The organism is Paenibacillus sp. Soil724D2 (assembly GCF_001427935.1).
Classification (GTDB): domain Bacteria; phylum Bacillota; class Bacilli; order Paenibacillales; family NBRC-103111; genus Paenibacillus_E.
On the sequence record NZ_LMRY01000003.1, the window covers coordinates 1 to 17,117 of the forward strand.

Below are 17,117 nucleotides of genomic sequence, written 5' to 3' on the forward strand. Positions count from 1 at the left end.
TGGAAGACCGATCGATATTCTATAAAGCAATGTAACTGTTAGCACAAAGAAGCAATCTTACGAAAATTGGCTTTTTTAACGGGAAGACTCCAGAATTCGGGGGCCTAGCCGGATGTACAACTTTGTTAATTGATTCAGAGTAAAAAGAGAACTCTCCTAGGAAAGTTGAGTTATAGGAAGTCTCTCTCTCTGCAAATTGTGTTACAGTGAAGTCACTTTTAACTAAATTGAGTTACAGGAAGTCTCTCTCTGCAAAGTTGAGTACAGGAAGTCTCTCTCTGCAAAGTTTAGCAGTGCAGTCTCTCAGCTGAGTTGAGTATCTTTCAAAAAGCAGGGTGCGATCCTCGAAACAAAAACAAGCCTCCCAGACCACTTTCATCGTGGTTTGAGAGGCTTGTTTAGTTAGGGGACGCCCTTTCAGGTATTAAGCAACCCTTTCAAGACAGCACTCTTTTCCCAGCTGCTATTCTTCGGATAAGCTGCTTTCTTTTAAAATAACGTCATGCGCTCCGCCTTCAACAAGGCTGGTTGCAGAAACGAGTGCAATTCTCGCTTTGCTCTTCAGCTCATCCAAGCTTAATGATCCACAGTTGCACATCGTGGACTTTATTTTACCAAGCGTCTTGTCCAGGTTCTCCTGCAGGCCTCCAGCGTATGGAACATACGAATCGACGCCTTCTTCAAACAAGAGCTTGTTTTTGCCGCCTGTATCATAACGCTGCCAGTTGCGGGCACGATTGGAGCCTTCACCCCAGTATTCTTTCACGAAGTTGTTGCCAACTTTTAGCTTTCTGGTCGGGCTCTCATCGAAACGTGCGAAATATCGGCCCAGCATAACAAAATCAGCGCCCATCGCTAAGGCTAATGTAATATGGTAGTCATGTACGATACCACCATCGGAACAGATTGGAATGTAGGTACCTGTTTCTTTGAAGTATTGGTCTCTGGCTTCAACAACTTCCATGAGGGAAGAGGCTTGTCCGCGACCAATCCCTTTTTGCTCCCGAGTGATACAGATAGATCCACCGCCGATGCCGACTTTAATGAAGTCCGCTCCTGATTCCACCAGATAAAGGAATCCTTCACGGTCTACAACGTTACCTGCGCCGATCTTCACATTGAAATTCTCTTTCACATACTGAACCGTTTCACGCTGCCATTCGCTGTAACCATCTGAAGAATCGATGACCAGAATGTCTACTCCCGCTTCAACAAGCGCAGGCACTCTTTCTTTATAATCCTTCGTATTAATCCCCGCACCAACAATATAGCTTTTGTTACCGTCCAGCAGCTCCATCGGATTTTCTTTATGCTCATCATAATCCTTGCGGAAAACGAGAGTGTCGAGCTTCTGATGCTCATCCACAATCGGTAAACAATTCAGCTTGTGATCCCAAATTAAATTGTTTGCTTCCGATAAAGTAATTCCTGATTTTCCATAAATTAATTTATCGAAAGGCGTCATAAAATGATGGATTTGGCGATCCAAAGGGTCACGACTTGTCCGGTAATCACGTCCCGTTACAATACCAAGCAATTTTCCATTCGCTGTACCATCGTCGGTAATGGCAACCGTAGAATGACCTGTTTCCTCTTTCAACGCCAGTACATCACTTAGCGTATGCTGGGGAGTTAAGTTCGAGCGGCTAACTACAAACCCTGCCTTGTACCCTTTTACTTTACGCACCATAAGTGCTTCTTCTTCAATCGATTGTGAGCCAAAAATGAACGAAATCCCGCCACTCCGCGCCAAAGCAATCGCCATTCCATGATCGGATACGGCCTGCATGACAGCAGATGAAAACGGGATATTGAGCGAGATCGCAGGCTCCTCACCTTTATTGAATTTAACTAATGGTGTCTTAAGCTTCACATTCGCCGGTGTACATTCCTTCGTTGTAAGATTAGGAATCAACAAAAACTCACTAAACGTACGGGATGGTTCTAAGTAATACGTAGCCACTTTACGATTCCTCCTAATATAGGGATCTTTGAGCGTAGCTCAAAGTCTCTCATTTATCTTTGATCCATAGGTAAATTTTTTCAATCTTATCACTGAACCTTACCTGTGGTCAATGGATTTTTTAGGGAAATCCTTCGATGGGATCTAAAAAGGTTTAAGAAGCTATGTCGTCCAAACCTGCGGTTCGGAATTCCCGTTCAAATATTCGATATAAGAAGGCGTAATTTCGAGTACTACGTAGTTTGGATCATGCGGACCATTGAACCATTGTTTCATGGAGTCGTTCCACAGCCTCTCTCGAAGGGCATTATTTGCAGTAATCGTAGCCGTTGCTTGGATCTGCAAAATTTCTGAGGAAGTCTTGCCGTCATAGCCTACTAGAATGTGTACATGGGGATTGTCTTTTAGCTCGTCCACTTTATCCGTCTTTTTGTTAGTCGTAAGGTTAATGGTCAATCCATCGTGGAATAAGGCCATGTAACGTACTTTTGGCTTGCCGTTGTCTACTGTTGCAAAGGAGCAAACTTGATTAGCATTTAGTACCTTTACGATCTGATGTTCAAGCTGTTTATTCTTGGTTTCAATCATGAGTTTCTCTCCTCTCAAGTATCAATGATTAAGTGTTTCAACTACCATAGATTACCCTCAAGAGGCCATGGTTAAACCATATATGCCGGGCAAAAAAAGCCCCACTCCCTATTCACACGGGGAGCGAGGCTTCGATTATACGGCTGCCACTTGCTGAAGCGGCATGGTGTAATAGCTTGCCGGCTGCTGTGCGTCCGGCGGAAAGTGTACAATAAGCAGCTCATTGCTGCTTTCGTCGATCTCTCCGCTCTGCAGATACGTCTGCAAAGCGAAAGGAAGCACCTCAAGCATTGCATGCTTGTGGAGATCTTTTTCATTGATGCGGAGACTCTGGAAGTCGCCGCTTACGAGCTCAGGCTGCTCAGCCAGCAGCCTCAGGTACGCGTTCTGCTCAGACTTCTCCAAGGTGAAGTCCCACCATATTTTGCGCGGCTTATATTTATGGCCCAGGAAATAATCCAATTTCATCAAGCCTTCAATGACGTGCATGTTTATCGTTTCACGATGCATCAGGAAGTCGCGCAAACGAGTAAACAGATCCTCGAGCTGATGCCCAATCTTCTGCCAGCCGCGGCTCTCCCAGAAGTCACCGAACTCTTGAAAGAAATCAAACGCAGAAGCGAATTCTTTGGCGATTAAATATTTGACCGTATGATCCATGCGGTGCGCGTTCCAATATTTCTCGAGCACATCCTCCACCCGTTTGATGCGAATCAAATCAGTGAATGGCAGAATGTCATTGCCGAGAATCTCATATGGCGCGTGGTCCATATAAACGTAGCCGTATTTATGCGCGTCATTGCGCATACCCGTGCCGCGCAGCATTTTCAGGAATCCGAGCTGCAGCTCTTCTGGACCTAGTTCAAAGACATCGTTAAACGTCTTCCGAAACGAGTTATAATCCTCTTCCGGCAAGCCGGCAATAAGATCGAGATGCTGATCGATTTTCAAACTGTTTTTCACCTTAGATACTGTACGGCTCAGCTTGAAGAAATTTTGCCTGCGCTGCACTAAATCGTTGGTCGTGTCATTCGTAGATTGAACACCGATCTCGAAGCGGAATGTACCTGGTGGGGCATTCTCTGCTAGGTAATCGAGAACTTCTGGACGCATAATGTCCGCAGTAATCTCAAACTGGAACACGGTGCCGCGATGATTGGCAATGAGGAATTCAAAGATTTCCATCGCGTAATCACGCTTAATATTAAACGTCCGATCCACGAACTTGATCAGCTTCGCGCCGGAGTCGATTAAGTACAGCAGGTCTGACTTGGTGCGTTCCATATCAAAATACCGCACACCGACCTCAATACTCGACAAGCAGAATTGGCAGGAGAAAGGACAGCCACGGCTTGTCTCGAAGTAAACAACACGATTAGCCAGACTAGGTACATCCTCTGCAAAACGGTGCGGAGAAGGGATATCATCCAGCTTCAGCTTTGGTCTGCCTGGCATCAGTACGATTTCCTCGCCTTTGCGATAAGCCAGTCCATAAACAAAATGATATTTGCGAGTCGTCGAAATTTCCGTCAGCAGTTGGTGGAAGGTCTCTTCCCCTTCGCCCATCACAATGAAATCGACCTCAGGAATGCGATTCATCCAGTACTCGGTATCATAGGAGACCTCGGGGCCGCCAAGCATGATTAGGAGATCTGGCCGAATCTTTTTGATCATTTTAATAATCGTGATCGTTTCTTCTATGTTCCAAATATAACAAGAAAAACCCAATACATCCGGGGCCTTTTGGTAAATGTCCGAAACGACGTTCATAACAGGGTCTTTGATCGTATATTCTGTAATTTCAACGTCAAAATCCTTCTCGCAGAACGCTTTCAAATAGCGTAAAGCCAAGGAGGTATGAATGAATTTGGCATTAAGTGTGGATACAAGTACTTTCATTATCAAAAAACCTCGTTCTGTTCTCGTTTATCGTACAATCTAATTCTACACGAAAACCGAGGAAATACAAAGGTAAGCCCTCCCAAAGAAGACTAAAGGACCATATCATCATCCAACTGAGGATTCTCATAAGGGAACTGCAAATAGGAGGCTTCCTGAATCGCATTTTTCCACCGTTCGGCATGAGAATACAGCTGATCTTCGACTTCTTGCATTCTTTGTTGCAATTGACCGGTATTTTCAGCGGGTCCACTTTGCAAAGCCTTTTGCAGGGTGGTGCGTTCTTCGAACCATTGCGTTAACTGATATAAAAGCATAAGAAATTCCCACCTTTTCTCACATGTAGTGTTGCATCATGTAAGTAGCAGTGTTCCCTTTTTTGGAGGTGGGCATACAGTTGTTTGCCTTTAAGCGCGTTTTCCGCCCTTATTCGGCGAGGATGGCGATTGAGCTTTGGCTGAGAAGGCCATTTCTGCCCTATCAGCTGATCTACTGGTCTTTCGCTGAGAAGCATTTTGCTAGTTCAACACTGCCCCGTCTTTCACGAGAACAGCTTGCAGCTCCACAATATCAATTTGCGCAGGTTGAATACCATGTTTAACGGCAAGTCCTGCTGCTGAACCGGCTGCTTGCCCAGTTGCCATACAGCTTGGAGTAAGGCGCGTTGTTGCGAGTGCCTCATGGGTCGTTGAGATACAGCGCCCTGCGGTTAGCAGGTTCTCAATTTTTTGCGGCAGCAGGCAGCGGTAAGGAATGTCGTAGGCTCCGTCGCCTTCGACCCAAGCAGCGGTCACACCTTTACCGGATGGATCGTGAATGTCGATCGGATAACCGCTGCGTGCGATAACATCTTCAAAATGGCGTCCTTGAACGACATCAGCAACCTGCAGCGCATATTGGCCGTCAATCCGGCGCGTTTCGCGGATACCGATTTGAGCGCCTACCGATGAAATCGAGGCTTTTTCGAAGCCTGGCAGGTTGTTCTTCATGAACTCTGCTACCATCAACACCTGCTTACGCCCCAGCTCTTCAGCTTCTGTCAAATCCTCAACATTAGTTCCATCAAGCCCCTGCACACGCGTAGTGTTGACCAGTACTTCGTCGGACTCAGGACCTGTGAAGAAGAGCACTTGATCTCGATTAATCGGCAGGTTCGCTTCCTTCCAGTGCTTGTAATAACCCAAAACGCCGGACAAAGGCAGATCAGCAAGCTCGGCAATCGGTGTCTTTTTATAAAATTCATCTGGATGTTCAATCATGTACTGTTTGACGACTTTCAAATTCACACCGCGCATCCGGAATTTCATCGTCATCGGTTGTGTGAGTCTATCGCCGTCACGCCCTTGCAAGCAAGGTGCTCCTGATAAATAAGCAAGATCCGCATCTCCTGTTGTATCAATAAACACTTTGCCTTTCACATCAATTCTACCCGACTTGGACGTTAATTGTACGGACTGGATACGGTTGTCCACGGTCTCTACATGATCAACAAAGCTATGGAATAGCAGCTTAACACCCGCTTCTTTCAACATATCAACAGCAAGCACTTTATAAATCTCAGGGTGGTATGGCGTAATCGTATTCACAAAGCCAACCGTGTCCCGAAGATGGCCTGGGGATGCTTTCATTGCCATGAGGCGGTCGATAATCTCTTGCGCGAGACCTTTAATGACTTGCTTGCCATCTGTTGTATGAAATGTCATCCATGGATAAACAAGCGCAGCGGTTGACATCCCGCCAATAAAGCCGTATTTCTCTATCAAAACCGTCTTGGCCCCGCTCCGTCCAGCCGCAATGGCTGCGTTCACACCAGCTGGACCTCCGCCTACAACGACGATATCTGCTTCAATTATTTTGTTCATCTGTATTCGCTCCCTTTGTTTAAATACTTTTGAGTTCCTTGCTTCCCCCTTAGTGTAGTTTAAATTTAACCTTCTTTTTAGTTTAAATTTAGTTTAAAATTGCAGATACAAAGTAATTGAAATGAGGGATTCACGGACATATGCGCAAACGAATTACGCTTCACGATTTGGCTGCTGAACTCGGTCTTACGATACAGACGGTGTCTAAAGCGCTGCGTGGACTCCCCGGGATGTCCGAACAGACAAGAAGTGAAGTGTTCCGGCTTGCACGCGAGCTTGGCTATATGACCAAAGATCAGAAACAAACGCTGCAGCTGGATCATATTTCACCCTATCCTGTTGTAAAGCGCCGGTTTGTGCTGGTCCAAAATAAACAGTCTTTAAACTTCAATCGACTATTGCTGCAAGGACTGCACGAAAGATTCATGGAATTCGGCCACACGGTGCAGCCTCTCCTCATTCCTCCACAACTGAAGCCATCGCAATTTGAGGCATGGGCTGAGGAACAAGATCTGCTGTATGCTGAAGGTGTGTTCATTGCGCCGCGGATGAATTTGGATCTTCTGGAGCAGAAATTGTTGGAGCTTCCGCTTCCTCGCATTCTGCTGAACTTCCCACCGCAGGAAACCAAGGTAGATAGCGTGATTTGGGATGTATATGAGGCTATTTTTCAAGCTGTTCGAAGACTTGTGCGAATGGGGCATCGGAAAATTATGTATGTGGGAGATGCGTTGGATCAACGTGGCTTCGTTATCCGGTGGCAGGCGTTTCGCGAGGCGATGAAAGAAGCCGGGTTTTCGGTGGATCCGCAAGAGCATGCGACGGAGCGAGACGCCACAGATCAGTGGCTGCATAATTTCGGAGTCCTCTATAGGACGTACAAGCCTACTGCCGTTATTTGCGGTATCGACGAAGAAGCTGCTCCTGTGTATCACACGCTGCGCCACTTAGGGGTTGCTGTTCCGCAGCAATGCTCGTTAGTCGCACTGCTCAATGAACAAAGTGACACGCTCCCACTGTGCTCGCGCCCGCAGCTGCCGATTCGAGAAACCGGCTATCGCGCAGCGGATCGGATGCTTTGGCGGATAGCGAATCCGCATTTACCCTTTGAGCATGTGCGATTACAGGGAGAATTTTTCGCGGGGAGCACGATTCAGAAGCTGCCGGGGAAGGTGGCGGATAAATAGTTCCCCTTGGTATATACACCTTGAAAGTCGCGCGCTATATAGGATCTTCCCTCATAGCGTTTCTTTTGCTTTTCCGAACGTGGTATATTGTAAGGTGAATGATCTGACCGGAAGGTAAGCGATCGCAATAGGAGGTCTTTTTTATGCAAAAGAAGCCAGGTAAGTTTCAAGGTCCAAATAAAAACCAGAACCAGACTCCCAAATTCAAGCAAAATAAGAATCAGAGCCAGAATCCTGCTCCGTCTAAAGGGAATCAAGAAATGAGTACCCGTCAGTACACCGTCAAGGAGTCCTCTGAGCTTCTGCCTTTTTTAATAGAAAAGCTTTCGAGTTTGGGCCGGAATTCGGTTAAAGCCATACTTGCCCGTGGACAAGTCGCAGTGAATGGCAAAGCCGTAACAGCATACAACTATCCATTGCAGCCAGAGCAAACGGTCACCATTAACAAGGATAAAATCATCGAAGATATCCCGCTCGCTGGCATGACGATTTTGCATGAAGATGAAGATGTGATTGTCATTCAAAAGGATGCCGGGCTGTTATCTATCGCCACAAATACGAAAGAAAATGAGATTACGGCCTATCGACAGCTTACGGCACATGTTCGAAACCACGATCCGAAGGCTCGGATTTTCGTTGTACATAGACTGGATCGAGATACATCGGGCGTGATGATGTTTGCCAAAAACGAGAAGGCTCAGCAGCACCTACAGAACACTTGGCAGGAAAGTGTCAAAGAACGCACTTATGTTGCCTTGGTTGAAGGCATGGTGAAGAAGCCTGAAGGGACCATTTCCTCATGGCTCAAAGAGCATACGAAGTCGCTTAAAATGTTTTCGACGCCGTATCCGAATGATGGACAGCATGCAGTTACTCATTATAAAACGCTACAAGCGAACCGGAACTTTTCACTGTTAGAAGTTAATCTCGAAACCGGCCGCAAAAATCAAATCCGCGTTCATATGCAGGACATCGGTCACCCCGTTGTTGGCGATAAGAAATACGGTTCAAAAACGAAGGAAATCGGCCGTCTTGGACTGCATGCGCGTGTCCTTGCATTTATGCATCCGACGACGGGTCAGCTGCTGCGATTTGAGACGCATATTCCGAAGCTGTTTTTGAATCCTTTTAAGGAGTTACCTGCGAAGAAATAATTGGCTTGGGGAGCGATAAGAGATGCAAATCGTAGTGCTTGATGGTTACACACTAAATCCCGGCGACCTGAACTGGAGCGGATTAGATTCACTCGGCGAGCTTGTTGTCTATGATCGAACTGCTGAATCGCAGATCATTGAACGCGCTGCTGACGCGGAGATTGTGCTGACGAATAAGACACCTCTTTCCGCTCAAATGATTCAGCAGCTGCCCAAGCTTCGCTATATCGGCGTACTTGCGACCGGGTACAATATCGTTGATATTCATGCTGCCAAGGAGAAGGGCATCATTGTCGCTAACGTTCCTGCTTACAGCACGCATTCTGTTGCTCAACTGGTGTTTGCTTTGTTATTGGAGTTTTGCCATCGGGTGCAGCAGCATAGTGACAGCGTGCTTAATGGGGATTGGTCAGAGTCGATTGATTTCAGCTACAGCCGATCTCCGCTCGTGGAGTTAAATGGTCAAACCATGGGACTGATTGGCTTAGGGCAAATCGGCAAACAAACCGCGTTGATTGCGCAGGCGATGGGAATGAAGGTTATCGCGACAGGCAGCGGAAGAAATGTCCCTCAACCTATTGAGGGTATCGAGTGGGTGCAGCTTGACGAGCTGCTGCAGCGCTCTGATGTCATTAGTCTCCACTGTCCGCTGACACCGGAAACGAATCAACTGATTGATGCTAATCGGATAGCACAGATGAAACCGACGGCTATTTTAATCAATACAGCACGAGGCGGACTTCTCAATGAGGAGGATGTCGCTCATGCGCTCAACGAAGGCAGATTGGCTGGAGCCGGTCTCGATGTGCTGACTGTAGAACCGCCTCGACCGGATAATCCATTGCTGCATGCGAGTAATGTGATCATTACCCCGCATATCGCGTGGGCAACTAAAGAAGCACGAGCTAGACTGATGGATACGGCGGTTGGTAACGTGCGTGCTTATCAAGATGGGCGTCCGGTGAATGTGGTTGGGTAGTGTGTGCAGTACGAGCGAGCAAGTGAGCGAGTGAGTGAGTGAGTGAGTGAGTGAGTGAGTGAGTGAGTGAGTGAGTGAGTGAGTGAGTGAGTGAGTGGTGAGTGAGTGGTGAGTTCTGGGAATCGTGCCTTGCATCCCTGTTGTGCGGTGGATTTAGTGATGTTTTACAGCGCTAACTGAGCACATTCCATCCCCATGCACACTTTAGCGATGAAAAACATCGTTACAGCGAGCAGATTAGGCTATCTCACTTGGGTACGGCAGTTTTAAGAATGTTTTATATCGCTATCGAAGCTCATTTCCTCCTCATGCACACTTTAGCGATGAAAAACATCGTTACAGCGAGCACATTAGGCTATCTCACTTGGGTACGCCAGTTTTAAGGATGTTTTATATCGCTATCGAAGCTCTTTTCCTCCTCATGCACACTTTAGCGATGAAAAACATCGTTACAGCGAGCAGATTAGGCTATCTCATTTGGGTACGGCAGTTTTAAGGATGTTTTATATCGCTATCGAAGCTCATTTCCTCCTCATGCACACTTTAGCGATGAAAAACATCGTTACAGCGAGCTGATTNCGGCAGTTTTAAGGATGTTTTATATCGCTATCGAAGCTCATTTCCTCCTCATGCACACTTTAGCGATGAAAAACATCGTTACAGCGAGCTGATTAGGCTATCTCACTTGGGTACGGCAGGTTTAAGGATGTTTTATATCGCTATCGAAGTACTTTTCCTCCTCATGCACACTTTAGCGATGAAAAATATCGTTACAGCGAGCAGATTAGGCTATCTTACTTGGGTACGGCAGTTTTAAGGATGCTTTATATCGCTATCGAAGTACTTTTCCTCCTCATGCACACTTTAGCGATGAAAAACATCGTTACAGCGAGCAGATTAGGCTATCTTACTTGGGTACGGCAGTTTTAAGGATGTTTTATATCGCTATCGAAGCTCATTTCCTCCTCATGCACACTTTAGCGATGAAAAACATCGTTACAGGCTTGAATTAGAAAAATCAGCTAAGCTAGGATGTTTTCACGCCCCGCAAACATGAACGAAATCAGCTTTTGGGAAGAAAAAACCACCGTCATAGGGTTCACTCCCTAAACGGTGGTCTTCTCTACGTTCAAAACTATGCGGGGCTGCGGGTATTCACTGCCCCGTTTTTTGGCCGCTTAAGTGTTAGCGCACTTAAGCGGTTTTTCGATGTTATTTCAGCAATGCCGCATAATCCATCTGCGGCACAAGCCCTTCTTCTGCAGCCCGCTGGAGCAAGGTCAAGACGGCACCATAGCCGCTCTCACCCAGATTAGCGGTAAACTCATTCACGTACAGGTCGATGTGCGCCTCAGCGACCTGCGGGTCCATCTCCTGCGCGTGCTGCATGACGTAGTCGCGCGATGCTTCCGGATGCGCCCACGCGTATTCGACCGAGGCGCGGGCCCAGCCCGCAAGCGCCTCAAGATCCATGGAGCGCCGTGCAATGATGGCGCCCAGCGGGATCGGCAGGTTGGTGTCTGACTCCCACCAACTGCCCAGATCTGTGAGAAGCGCTAACCCGTAAGACGGGTAAGTGAAGCGCGCTTCATGAATGACGAGGCCGGCATCTATGAGGCCGTCCCGCACAGCAGGCATGATCTCGTGGAACGGCATGACCACGATTTCACCTACGCCGCCCGGAACGTTCTGTGCCGCCCAGAGGCGGAACAGTAAGTACGCGGTCGAGCGCTCGCTCGGCACAGCGACCCGGCGGCCGCTGAGCATGGCAGGGTCCGGCACTATTCTCTCAGGCACTGTTCCCTCAGTTTCAGTTGTTCCTGTTGTCCCTGTTGTTCCTGTTGTTCCTGTTGTCCCTGTTGTTCCCCTAGTTCCCGTTGTTCCCGTTGTTCCTGTTGTCCCCTCTGTTCCCGCTGTTTCCGCTGTACCGCTATTCTTCGTCAGCACCAGCGGTCCGCAGCCTCTGCCCAAAGCGCCGCCGCAGGGCAGCAGGGCGTAGTCCTTCAGCACCCAAGGCAGTGCTGCGTATGAGATCTTAAGGACATCCGGCCCAGTGCCTTCAGCAGCTAACTTGTTCGTAATATCGATGTCGGCATATAAGACATCCAGCTCAGGAGCACCTGGGATTAACCCATGCGCCCAAGCATGGAAAACAAATGTATCGTTTGGACAAGGTGAATACGCAATCTTCATATTAAAGCACCTCCGCTAGGACTGAACTTGCTGCTTCTAAAGCCTTAAATGCATCACCGATACGCCAGGCGTCTCGGTCACGAGGACCAACCGCGTTGGAAATCGCGCGGATCTCCAGCACAGGCACGCCGCGCTGCTGCGCAGCTGTCGCAATGCCGAAGCCTTCCATGGCTTCGGCAGCAGCTCCAGGCACGCGAGCAGCCAGCGCGGCCGCTGTTGCTGCCGTTCCGGTGGCCGTTGCCACCGTAAGCACTGGCGCCATCTGCGCCGGCAAACCAGCGGCTAACAACGCCGCTGTCACTCGCTCGGCCACATCAGCGGCAACACCAACGCGCGTCGAGCCGAAGCCCAGCTCGTCCAAGCTGCTGAAGCCATCCAGCAGCTCCACGCCAAGGTCAGCTGCGATGATCTCGCTCGCCACAACAAGCGAGCCTACCTCCGCTTGACCTACAAATCCGCCGGCAATACCAGCAATTACAACCAAATCATATTCAGCTTTCGCAAGCTCTATCGCTCCGTTCACTGCTGCCGCAGCAAGTCCAACGCCAGCTAAGGCAAATTCAAACCTGCTATCATGGCCAAGGCCGCGCTGGACTGCATCTCTTTCAGGAGCTACAGCTGTCATTATAAGTACACGCATGGTTGTTCCTATCCCCTTTTATGATCAATAACCATTCTTATCTACGATTATTTTACATGAGTAAGGTCAAATAGGAAACTTTCAAGGAATGACCAACTTTCTCGATCAATTCCATTGTGTTGACAATCTCAACTAATTTAATTATTATCTAATTAGACATTAATCAAATTAGATACTCTTTTAAGGAGGTGCACCCGCCATGCAATTAGATAAAATCATTACTTATCACAAGGCTCTCGCAGACGCAACGCGAATACGTTTGCTTATTTTACTAGCGGATGGAGAGCAGAATGGTCAAGTTCTTGCCGAGAAACTGGGCGTTACCCCAGCAACCATTACCCATCACGCAGCCAAGCTTCGCGAGGCCAGCCTCATCAATGAGCGTAGAGACAAGAACACCATTTACTTCACTTTAAATGAGTATTTCATTCGTAGTAATGCCACCGCGACGGCTGATCTCATTTTCAAAAATAAGAAAGGAGAAACTGAACCTATGAAGGATGAAGACCGTAATCAGAACCTCAAACAATCTGTCATTCGAAACTTTATAACCTTAGACGGCAAGCTCAAGCATATCCCTGCTCAACTCAAGAAAAAACTTATCGTCCTAGAACATCTTGTAGAGCAGCTTGAAAAAGGACGCACCTACACAGAGAAGGAACTGAATGCATTTATTAAGAACTACCACCCTGATTTCGCAACGATTCGAAGAGAATTCATTATGCACCAGTTCATGTTTCGCGAGAACGAGATATACGAACTCAATCCAGTGGAGATGTGGGCCAAATGGGAGAACTTATCCTAAATCAGATTGAATCTATAAAAAAAAAGGACGGTTCCCAGTCGATTATACGACCTAAGAACTCGTCCTTGCCTTTAAATCCTTACCCTTTTAAAAGAAACGTATTTCCATCCTCATCCTTAAATGTGGCAAAAGTTCCCCACTGCATCTTTGAAAGTTCCCCTTCGAATTCAACGCCTTTGGACTTCATGTTCTCGTAGGTCGTCTGAATATCATCCGTAACAAAGACCACAGAAGGCTTCAGTTCGGCATAATTTGTCATCATGCTTTTCGGATAAATGACTAGTGCGGATTCAGCTCCTTGCGGCGCTACCTCTAACCAGAAGGCATTAGGACCCATTGACGTTTCGCGAACGACTTCAAATCCAACTTTTTCGGTCCAAAATGTTTTGGCCTTTTGCTGATCCTCAACATAAATGCCAACTGTTGCTATTTTCTGAATCATGAGTGATACCTCCCTGTTTGTGTTCGTTGATTTAAATCAGGTTGCCTCCGCAAGCTTCTTTTCCAGCTGCGTAATCTCAGCTTCCGGAAACATATACTACCTCCAGCAGCCGCAACTCCTCTCATCCCGCTACGATTTACAAGGTGTTGGACACGTTACCCAATTTTAATTCAGATTCTGGACATTCATCCATGCGCCCTCTAGTTGAATGACATATAGTAATTTTGTGAAGGGAGGGATTGACATGAGTTGTGGTTGCGGTCCTGCTGTACCTTATACAGGCACTTCTATAGTCCTCGTATTATACGTCCTTTTGGTTATCGTTCTTAGTACTTTCGGATTTGGTTGGTAATAAAGGAATAAGCGGCTGGGACGATGATTCATGTTCTGGTCGCTTTTCGTTAATCAACCCTCTTTAGATAACAAAATAATACCCATTAAAAAAGCCAATCGTCACGAAAACCTGTAGAATCATAAACAGCAACATATAGAAAATTCGGGCATTTTCCCACTTCTCGGTTAACGTTACTAAGTAGAAATAGATCGGTATACTCACCATCATATAGCGAACGACGCTTACTAGAAATAAGGGTTGACTTGAAAATGGGATGACGATTAACAGCAAGCCATAAACGAAAAATAGCAGCTCATGCTTATTTGTCAAAAGCTTTTTCATATGAACAATGAAGTAACTCAAAAAAACGATAAACACAGCTGTTGATACGGTAAAAGCAATGAAGCCGTTATCCCAGCCATCAGGCGTGGAGAAGTAAGGCTTTTTCAAATAACCAAAATAATTGACAAAAGGTATGGTGGTATACCGGAACCAGTGCAAGCTCTGCTCATGGAAAGGTGCCAAGAAATCACCGGTGACGCTTTTCATATGTAGGAGATAAATACCCATTGGGATAAGGGATAAAATACTATACAACGACCATTTCAGGTAACGCCAGGTCCATTTGAACCCTTCGTCCATAAACACGGTGCCCATGACCAATGCAAGGTTGATAAACCCAGGCACCCTTGTCACGGTAGATAAACTGGCCGCTATAAAGGCAAGTGCATACTTTTTATTGCCTGCATAATAGATGGAGGCTGCCGAGAGCATCAGAAATAGACTCTCTGTGTACGGTAATGTATAGTAAAGCGACGATGGGTAAATCACAATTAGTAATAGTACGGTTCCCGCCTGACGCTCACTGAGTCCCCGCTGCAGGGCAATAAAATAAATATAAATAAGAGCTCCAAGCAAGCATAGATTCGAAACGATCATACCGACTATGGCAGGTTCGAACCAAAATATTTTACCAAGTAAAAAAATCAGTGACGGAAATAGTGGAAAGAAAACCCAATTTGCAGCTGTATGTGGTTCATCCATCCGAAACTTATCATAACCTTGGGTGGCTATTTTTAAATAGGAATACGTATCAAACTTGATAAAATCCTCTAACTTCAGCTTCTCCGTAGAAGCTAGTTCTCCAGGAAACTTCAGCGTCCACTTGGACAATGTGCCCGGCACATTCTGCATATATACGGGTACCTGAGAAGATTTACTGAATAAATTCATCCCGATATATCCAGTAAATAGCATGAGTGCCCGAGAAATAAGGACAAGCAAGGCAATCGACAGTATCACATTGACCTTCCCTCTTCTTGGCTCTTTCTCTAACCGTGATTCCATCATCCATCTCTCCTATCCGAACATCATATATCTTTTCTGTAAATTTACCTGATTTCCCCTCTTTTACCAAGTTAAGGATTCGTAAAGCACTTATTAATATGGACGTTCATTTGTAAAAAATGTTTAATTTTCGTTAAAAATTAATATTTTACATACATTACGATATAATGAAAGCCATATATCATCCTTTTAATCCCCTTTTCAGAATGGAGTCGAGAATTGTGGTTTATCCCGTTTTGACCATTGTGGTCCCCTGTTATAACGAAGAAGAAGTACTCCCAGAAACGGTATTCCAACTTACGAACGTATTACAAACTCTCATCTCTGATAAACTAATTGCCACCGCAAGCACAGTGCTGTTTGTCGACGATGGCAGCAAGGATGCAACTTGGACGCTTATTGAGCGGTTCCACGCCTCCAGTCCCTTTATGACTGGGCTTAAGCTTGCGAAAAATGCCGGGCATCAAAGCGCTTTGCTTGCAGGGCTTATGAAAGCCAAGACCTATTCGGACTGCGTCGTTTCCATTGATGCCGATCTACAGGATGACACGAATGTCATTCGCGAGTTTATCGTCAAATTCCATGAAGGTTACGATATCGTTTATGGCATACGACAGGATCGCTCAGCCGATACGTTTTTCAAACGAGTCACGGCCCAAGGCTTTTATAAGCTAATGACAACGCTCGGTGTGAAAATTCATTACAATCATGCGGATTTCCGCTTAATGAGCAAGCGCACCCTCGAAAATTTGGAGAAATTTCAAGAGGTCAATTTATTTCTGCGCGGCATGGTGCCTCTACTCGGCTTCCCATCCACTCAGGTCTATTATGACCGTAAAGAGCGTTTTGCCGGAGAATCCAAGTATCCGCTTCGCAAAATGCTCGCATTCGCCTTCGATGGCATCACGTCGTTCAGCGTAACCCCTATTCGCTTCGTCACTATGATGGGTTTCCTCTTATTCGCGTTGAGTGTCGTTGCCGGTTTATACGCAATTATAGGCAAAATCCTTGGAGCGAACGTTACCGGTTGGACATCGCTTATTCTTTCAGTTTGGTTCATTGGGGGCGTTCAGCTTCTCGCTCTCGGCTTAATTGGTGAATACATAGGAAAGATATATAAAGAAGTGAAGCAGCGACCGCTTTTCGTCATTGAAAAAGATTTGACAGCGACTGGACAGGATCAGGAAATTGAAAAAGATTTGACAGCGACTGTACAGGATCAGGAAGCGGTTCATCCTCCATCCACCCAAGTAAGCTCAACTCGGTGATCGTATGATGAGCCGGATAAAAGCTTTGTTGACTAGCAGCTTCGCGCGCTTCTTACTTGTCGGTCTGTTCAATACGTTAGTTGGCCTGTCAGCCAGCTTTGCTTTCTTTAATCTGCTGCACCTGAATTATTGGATATCCACTTTCGCAGGAAATACCTTAGGCGCGATAGTAAGCTACACGCTGAATCGTACATTTACGTTTCGTTCCAATGTCAGCGTCGGCAGCAGTTGGTGGAAATTTGCTGTTGTTATTTTGAGCTGTTATGGTCTTTCTTATGGGCTAAGTTGGGCGCTTGCTGAAGCGGCAAGGTCTGTCATGCCATCCATGCAGGCAGATTGGCTGCACAATGCTGCCATTTTGGTTGGGAATGGCCTATATACGATTGGCAATTATTTGGGACATAAATATTTTACATTCCGTACTCATGGTACGGAGAACCCCAGGGCATCCTAATC

General features: G+C 46.5%; 15 protein-coding genes. 6 read left to right on the forward strand and 9 right to left on the reverse strand.

The window, feature by feature from the left end; genetic code table 11:
• Positions 1-463: 463 nt before the first annotated feature.
• The 5 genes from ASG85_RS04920 to ASG85_RS04940 all read right to left on the reverse strand — a co-directional run bounded on the left by ASG85_RS04920 (position 464) and on the right by ASG85_RS04940 (position 6,312).
• The gene (locus tag ASG85_RS04920) at positions 464-1,963 is read right to left on the reverse strand and encodes an IMP dehydrogenase (protein ID WP_057305076.1); all 1,500 of its coding nucleotides are present in this window, start codon (positions 1,961-1,963) and stop codon (positions 464-466) included.
• A gap of 162 nt (positions 1,964-2,125) precedes the next feature.
• Positions 2,126-2,551 (reverse strand): pyridoxamine 5'-phosphate oxidase family protein, encoded by a 426-nt coding sequence (locus ASG85_RS04925; protein WP_057305075.1) that lies wholly within the window; start codon positions 2,549-2,551, stop codon positions 2,126-2,128.
• A 135-nt stretch (positions 2,552-2,686) separates the two neighbouring features.
• Positions 2,687-4,450 (reverse strand): B12-binding domain-containing radical SAM protein, encoded by a 1,764-nt coding sequence (locus ASG85_RS04930; protein ID WP_057305074.1) that lies wholly within the window; start codon positions 4,448-4,450, stop codon positions 2,687-2,689.
• Positions 4,451-4,542: 92 nt separating this feature from the next.
• On the reverse strand, positions 4,543-4,767 hold the full coding sequence (locus ASG85_RS04935) for a hypothetical protein (RefSeq protein WP_057305073.1): 225 nt from the start codon (positions 4,765-4,767) through the stop codon (positions 4,543-4,545).
• A 201-nt stretch (positions 4,768-4,968) separates the two neighbouring features.
• Positions 4,969-6,312, reverse strand: coding sequence for an FAD-dependent oxidoreductase (locus tag ASG85_RS04940; protein ID WP_057305072.1), 1,344 nt, complete (start codon positions 6,310-6,312; stop codon positions 4,969-4,971).
• Positions 6,313-6,452: 140 nt separating this feature from the next.
• On the opposite strand from ASG85_RS04940, the gene ASG85_RS04945 reads away from it, so the two are divergent.
• From ASG85_RS04945 to ASG85_RS04955, 3 genes are all read left to right on the forward strand, one after another.
• Positions 6,453-7,499 carry a LacI family DNA-binding transcriptional regulator gene (locus tag ASG85_RS04945; RefSeq protein ID WP_057305071.1) on the forward strand — a complete coding sequence of 349 codons (1,047 nt, stop codon included), beginning with the start codon at positions 6,453-6,455 and terminating at the stop codon, positions 7,497-7,499.
• 260 nt (positions 7,500-7,759) lie between these two features.
• Positions 7,760-8,653: an RluA family pseudouridine synthase gene (locus ASG85_RS04950; RefSeq protein WP_235549328.1), complete on the forward strand. Its 894-nt coding sequence runs from the start codon at positions 7,760-7,762 to the stop codon at positions 8,651-8,653.
• Positions 8,654-8,675: 22 nt separating this feature from the next.
• Positions 8,676-9,632, forward strand: a complete 957-nt coding sequence (locus tag ASG85_RS04955) for a D-2-hydroxyacid dehydrogenase (protein WP_057305069.1) — start codon at positions 8,676-8,678, stop codon at positions 9,630-9,632.
• Positions 9,633-10,844: 1,212 nt separating this feature from the next.
• On the opposite strand, the gene ASG85_RS38970 is transcribed toward ASG85_RS04955, so the two are convergent.
• Together ASG85_RS38970 and ASG85_RS04965 are read right to left on the reverse strand one after the other, a co-directional pair.
• On the reverse strand, positions 10,845-11,825 hold the full coding sequence (locus ASG85_RS38970; protein WP_060645537.1) for a 1,4-dihydroxy-6-naphthoate synthase: 981 nt from the start codon (positions 11,823-11,825) through the stop codon (positions 10,845-10,847).
• A 1-nt stretch (position 11,826) separates the two neighbouring features.
• Positions 11,827-12,465 (reverse strand): futalosine hydrolase, encoded by a 639-nt coding sequence (locus ASG85_RS04965; protein ID WP_057305067.1) that lies wholly within the window; start codon positions 12,463-12,465, stop codon positions 11,827-11,829.
• Between the two features lie 199 nt (positions 12,466-12,664).
• On the opposite strand from ASG85_RS04965, the gene ASG85_RS04970 reads away from it, so the two are divergent.
• Positions 12,665-13,270, forward strand: coding sequence for a metalloregulator ArsR/SmtB family transcription factor (locus ASG85_RS04970; protein WP_057305066.1), 606 nt, complete (start codon positions 12,665-12,667; stop codon positions 13,268-13,270).
• A 79-nt stretch (positions 13,271-13,349) separates the two neighbouring features.
• On the opposite strand, the gene ASG85_RS04975 is transcribed toward ASG85_RS04970, so the two are convergent.
• On the reverse strand, positions 13,350-13,712 hold the full coding sequence (locus ASG85_RS04975) for a VOC family protein (RefSeq protein ID WP_057305065.1): 363 nt from the start codon (positions 13,710-13,712) through the stop codon (positions 13,350-13,352).
• Positions 13,713-14,127: 415 nt separating this feature from the next.
• A complete protein-coding gene (locus tag ASG85_RS04980) occupies positions 14,128-15,396 on the reverse strand; it encodes a hypothetical protein (protein WP_156390123.1) in 1,269 nt (422 codons plus the stop codon).
• 203 nt (positions 15,397-15,599) lie between these two features.
• Here ASG85_RS04980 and ASG85_RS04985 point away from each other — a divergent pair, with 203 nt between their 5' ends.
• Entirely contained in the window at positions 15,600-16,661 is a 1,062-nt protein-coding gene (locus ASG85_RS04985; RefSeq protein ID WP_057305063.1) for a glycosyltransferase family 2 protein, read from the forward strand.
• Positions 16,662-16,665: 4 nt separating this feature from the next.
• Positions 16,666-17,115, forward strand: coding sequence for a GtrA family protein (locus tag ASG85_RS04990; protein ID WP_063860157.1), 450 nt, complete (start codon positions 16,666-16,668; stop codon positions 17,113-17,115).
• The last annotated feature ends 2 nt before the right edge of the window (positions 17,116-17,117 follow it).

What these genes read in the sequence shown, in the direction of transcription:
- ASG85_RS04970 (WP_057305066.1), top strand. Translation starts at nt 12,665, where the DNA reads ATGCAATTAGATAAAATCATTACTTATCACAAGGCTCTCGCAGACGCA.
- ASG85_RS04980 (WP_156390123.1), bottom strand. Translation starts at nt 15,396, where the DNA reads ATGATGGAATCACGGTTAGAGAAAGAGCCAAGAAGAGGGAAGGTCAAT.
- ASG85_RS04950 (WP_235549328.1), top strand. Translation starts at nt 7,760, where the DNA reads ATGAGTACCCGTCAGTACACCGTCAAGGAGTCCTCTGAGCTTCTGCCT.
- ASG85_RS04965 (WP_057305067.1), bottom strand. Translation starts at nt 12,465, where the DNA reads ATGCGTGTACTTATAATGACAGCTGTAGCTCCTGAAAGAGATGCAGTC.
- ASG85_RS04930 (WP_057305074.1), bottom strand. Translation starts at nt 4,450, where the DNA reads ATGAAAGTACTTGTATCCACACTTAATGCCAAATTCATTCATACCTCC.
- ASG85_RS04955 (WP_057305069.1), top strand. Translation starts at nt 8,676, where the DNA reads ATGCAAATCGTAGTGCTTGATGGTTACACACTAAATCCCGGCGACCTG.
- ASG85_RS04990 (WP_063860157.1), top strand. Translation starts at nt 16,666, where the DNA reads ATGATGAGCCGGATAAAAGCTTTGTTGACTAGCAGCTTCGCGCGCTTC.
- ASG85_RS04975 (WP_057305065.1), bottom strand. Translation starts at nt 13,712, where the DNA reads ATGATTCAGAAAATAGCAACAGTTGGCATTTATGTTGAGGATCAGCAA.
- ASG85_RS04935 (WP_057305073.1), bottom strand. Translation starts at nt 4,767, where the DNA reads ATGCTTTTATATCAGTTAACGCAATGGTTCGAAGAACGCACCACCCTG.
- ASG85_RS38970 (WP_060645537.1), bottom strand. Translation starts at nt 11,825, where the DNA reads ATGAAGATTGCGTATTCACCTTGTCCAAACGATACATTTGTTTTCCAT.
- ASG85_RS04925 (WP_057305075.1), bottom strand. Translation starts at nt 2,551, where the DNA reads ATGATTGAAACCAAGAATAAACAGCTTGAACATCAGATCGTAAAGGTA.
- ASG85_RS04945 (WP_057305071.1), top strand. Translation starts at nt 6,453, where the DNA reads ATGCGCAAACGAATTACGCTTCACGATTTGGCTGCTGAACTCGGTCTT.
- ASG85_RS04940 (WP_057305072.1), bottom strand. Translation starts at nt 6,312, where the DNA reads ATGAACAAAATAATTGAAGCAGATATCGTCGTTGTAGGCGGAGGTCCA.
- ASG85_RS04985 (WP_057305063.1), top strand. Translation starts at nt 15,600, where the DNA reads ATGGAGTCGAGAATTGTGGTTTATCCCGTTTTGACCATTGTGGTCCCC.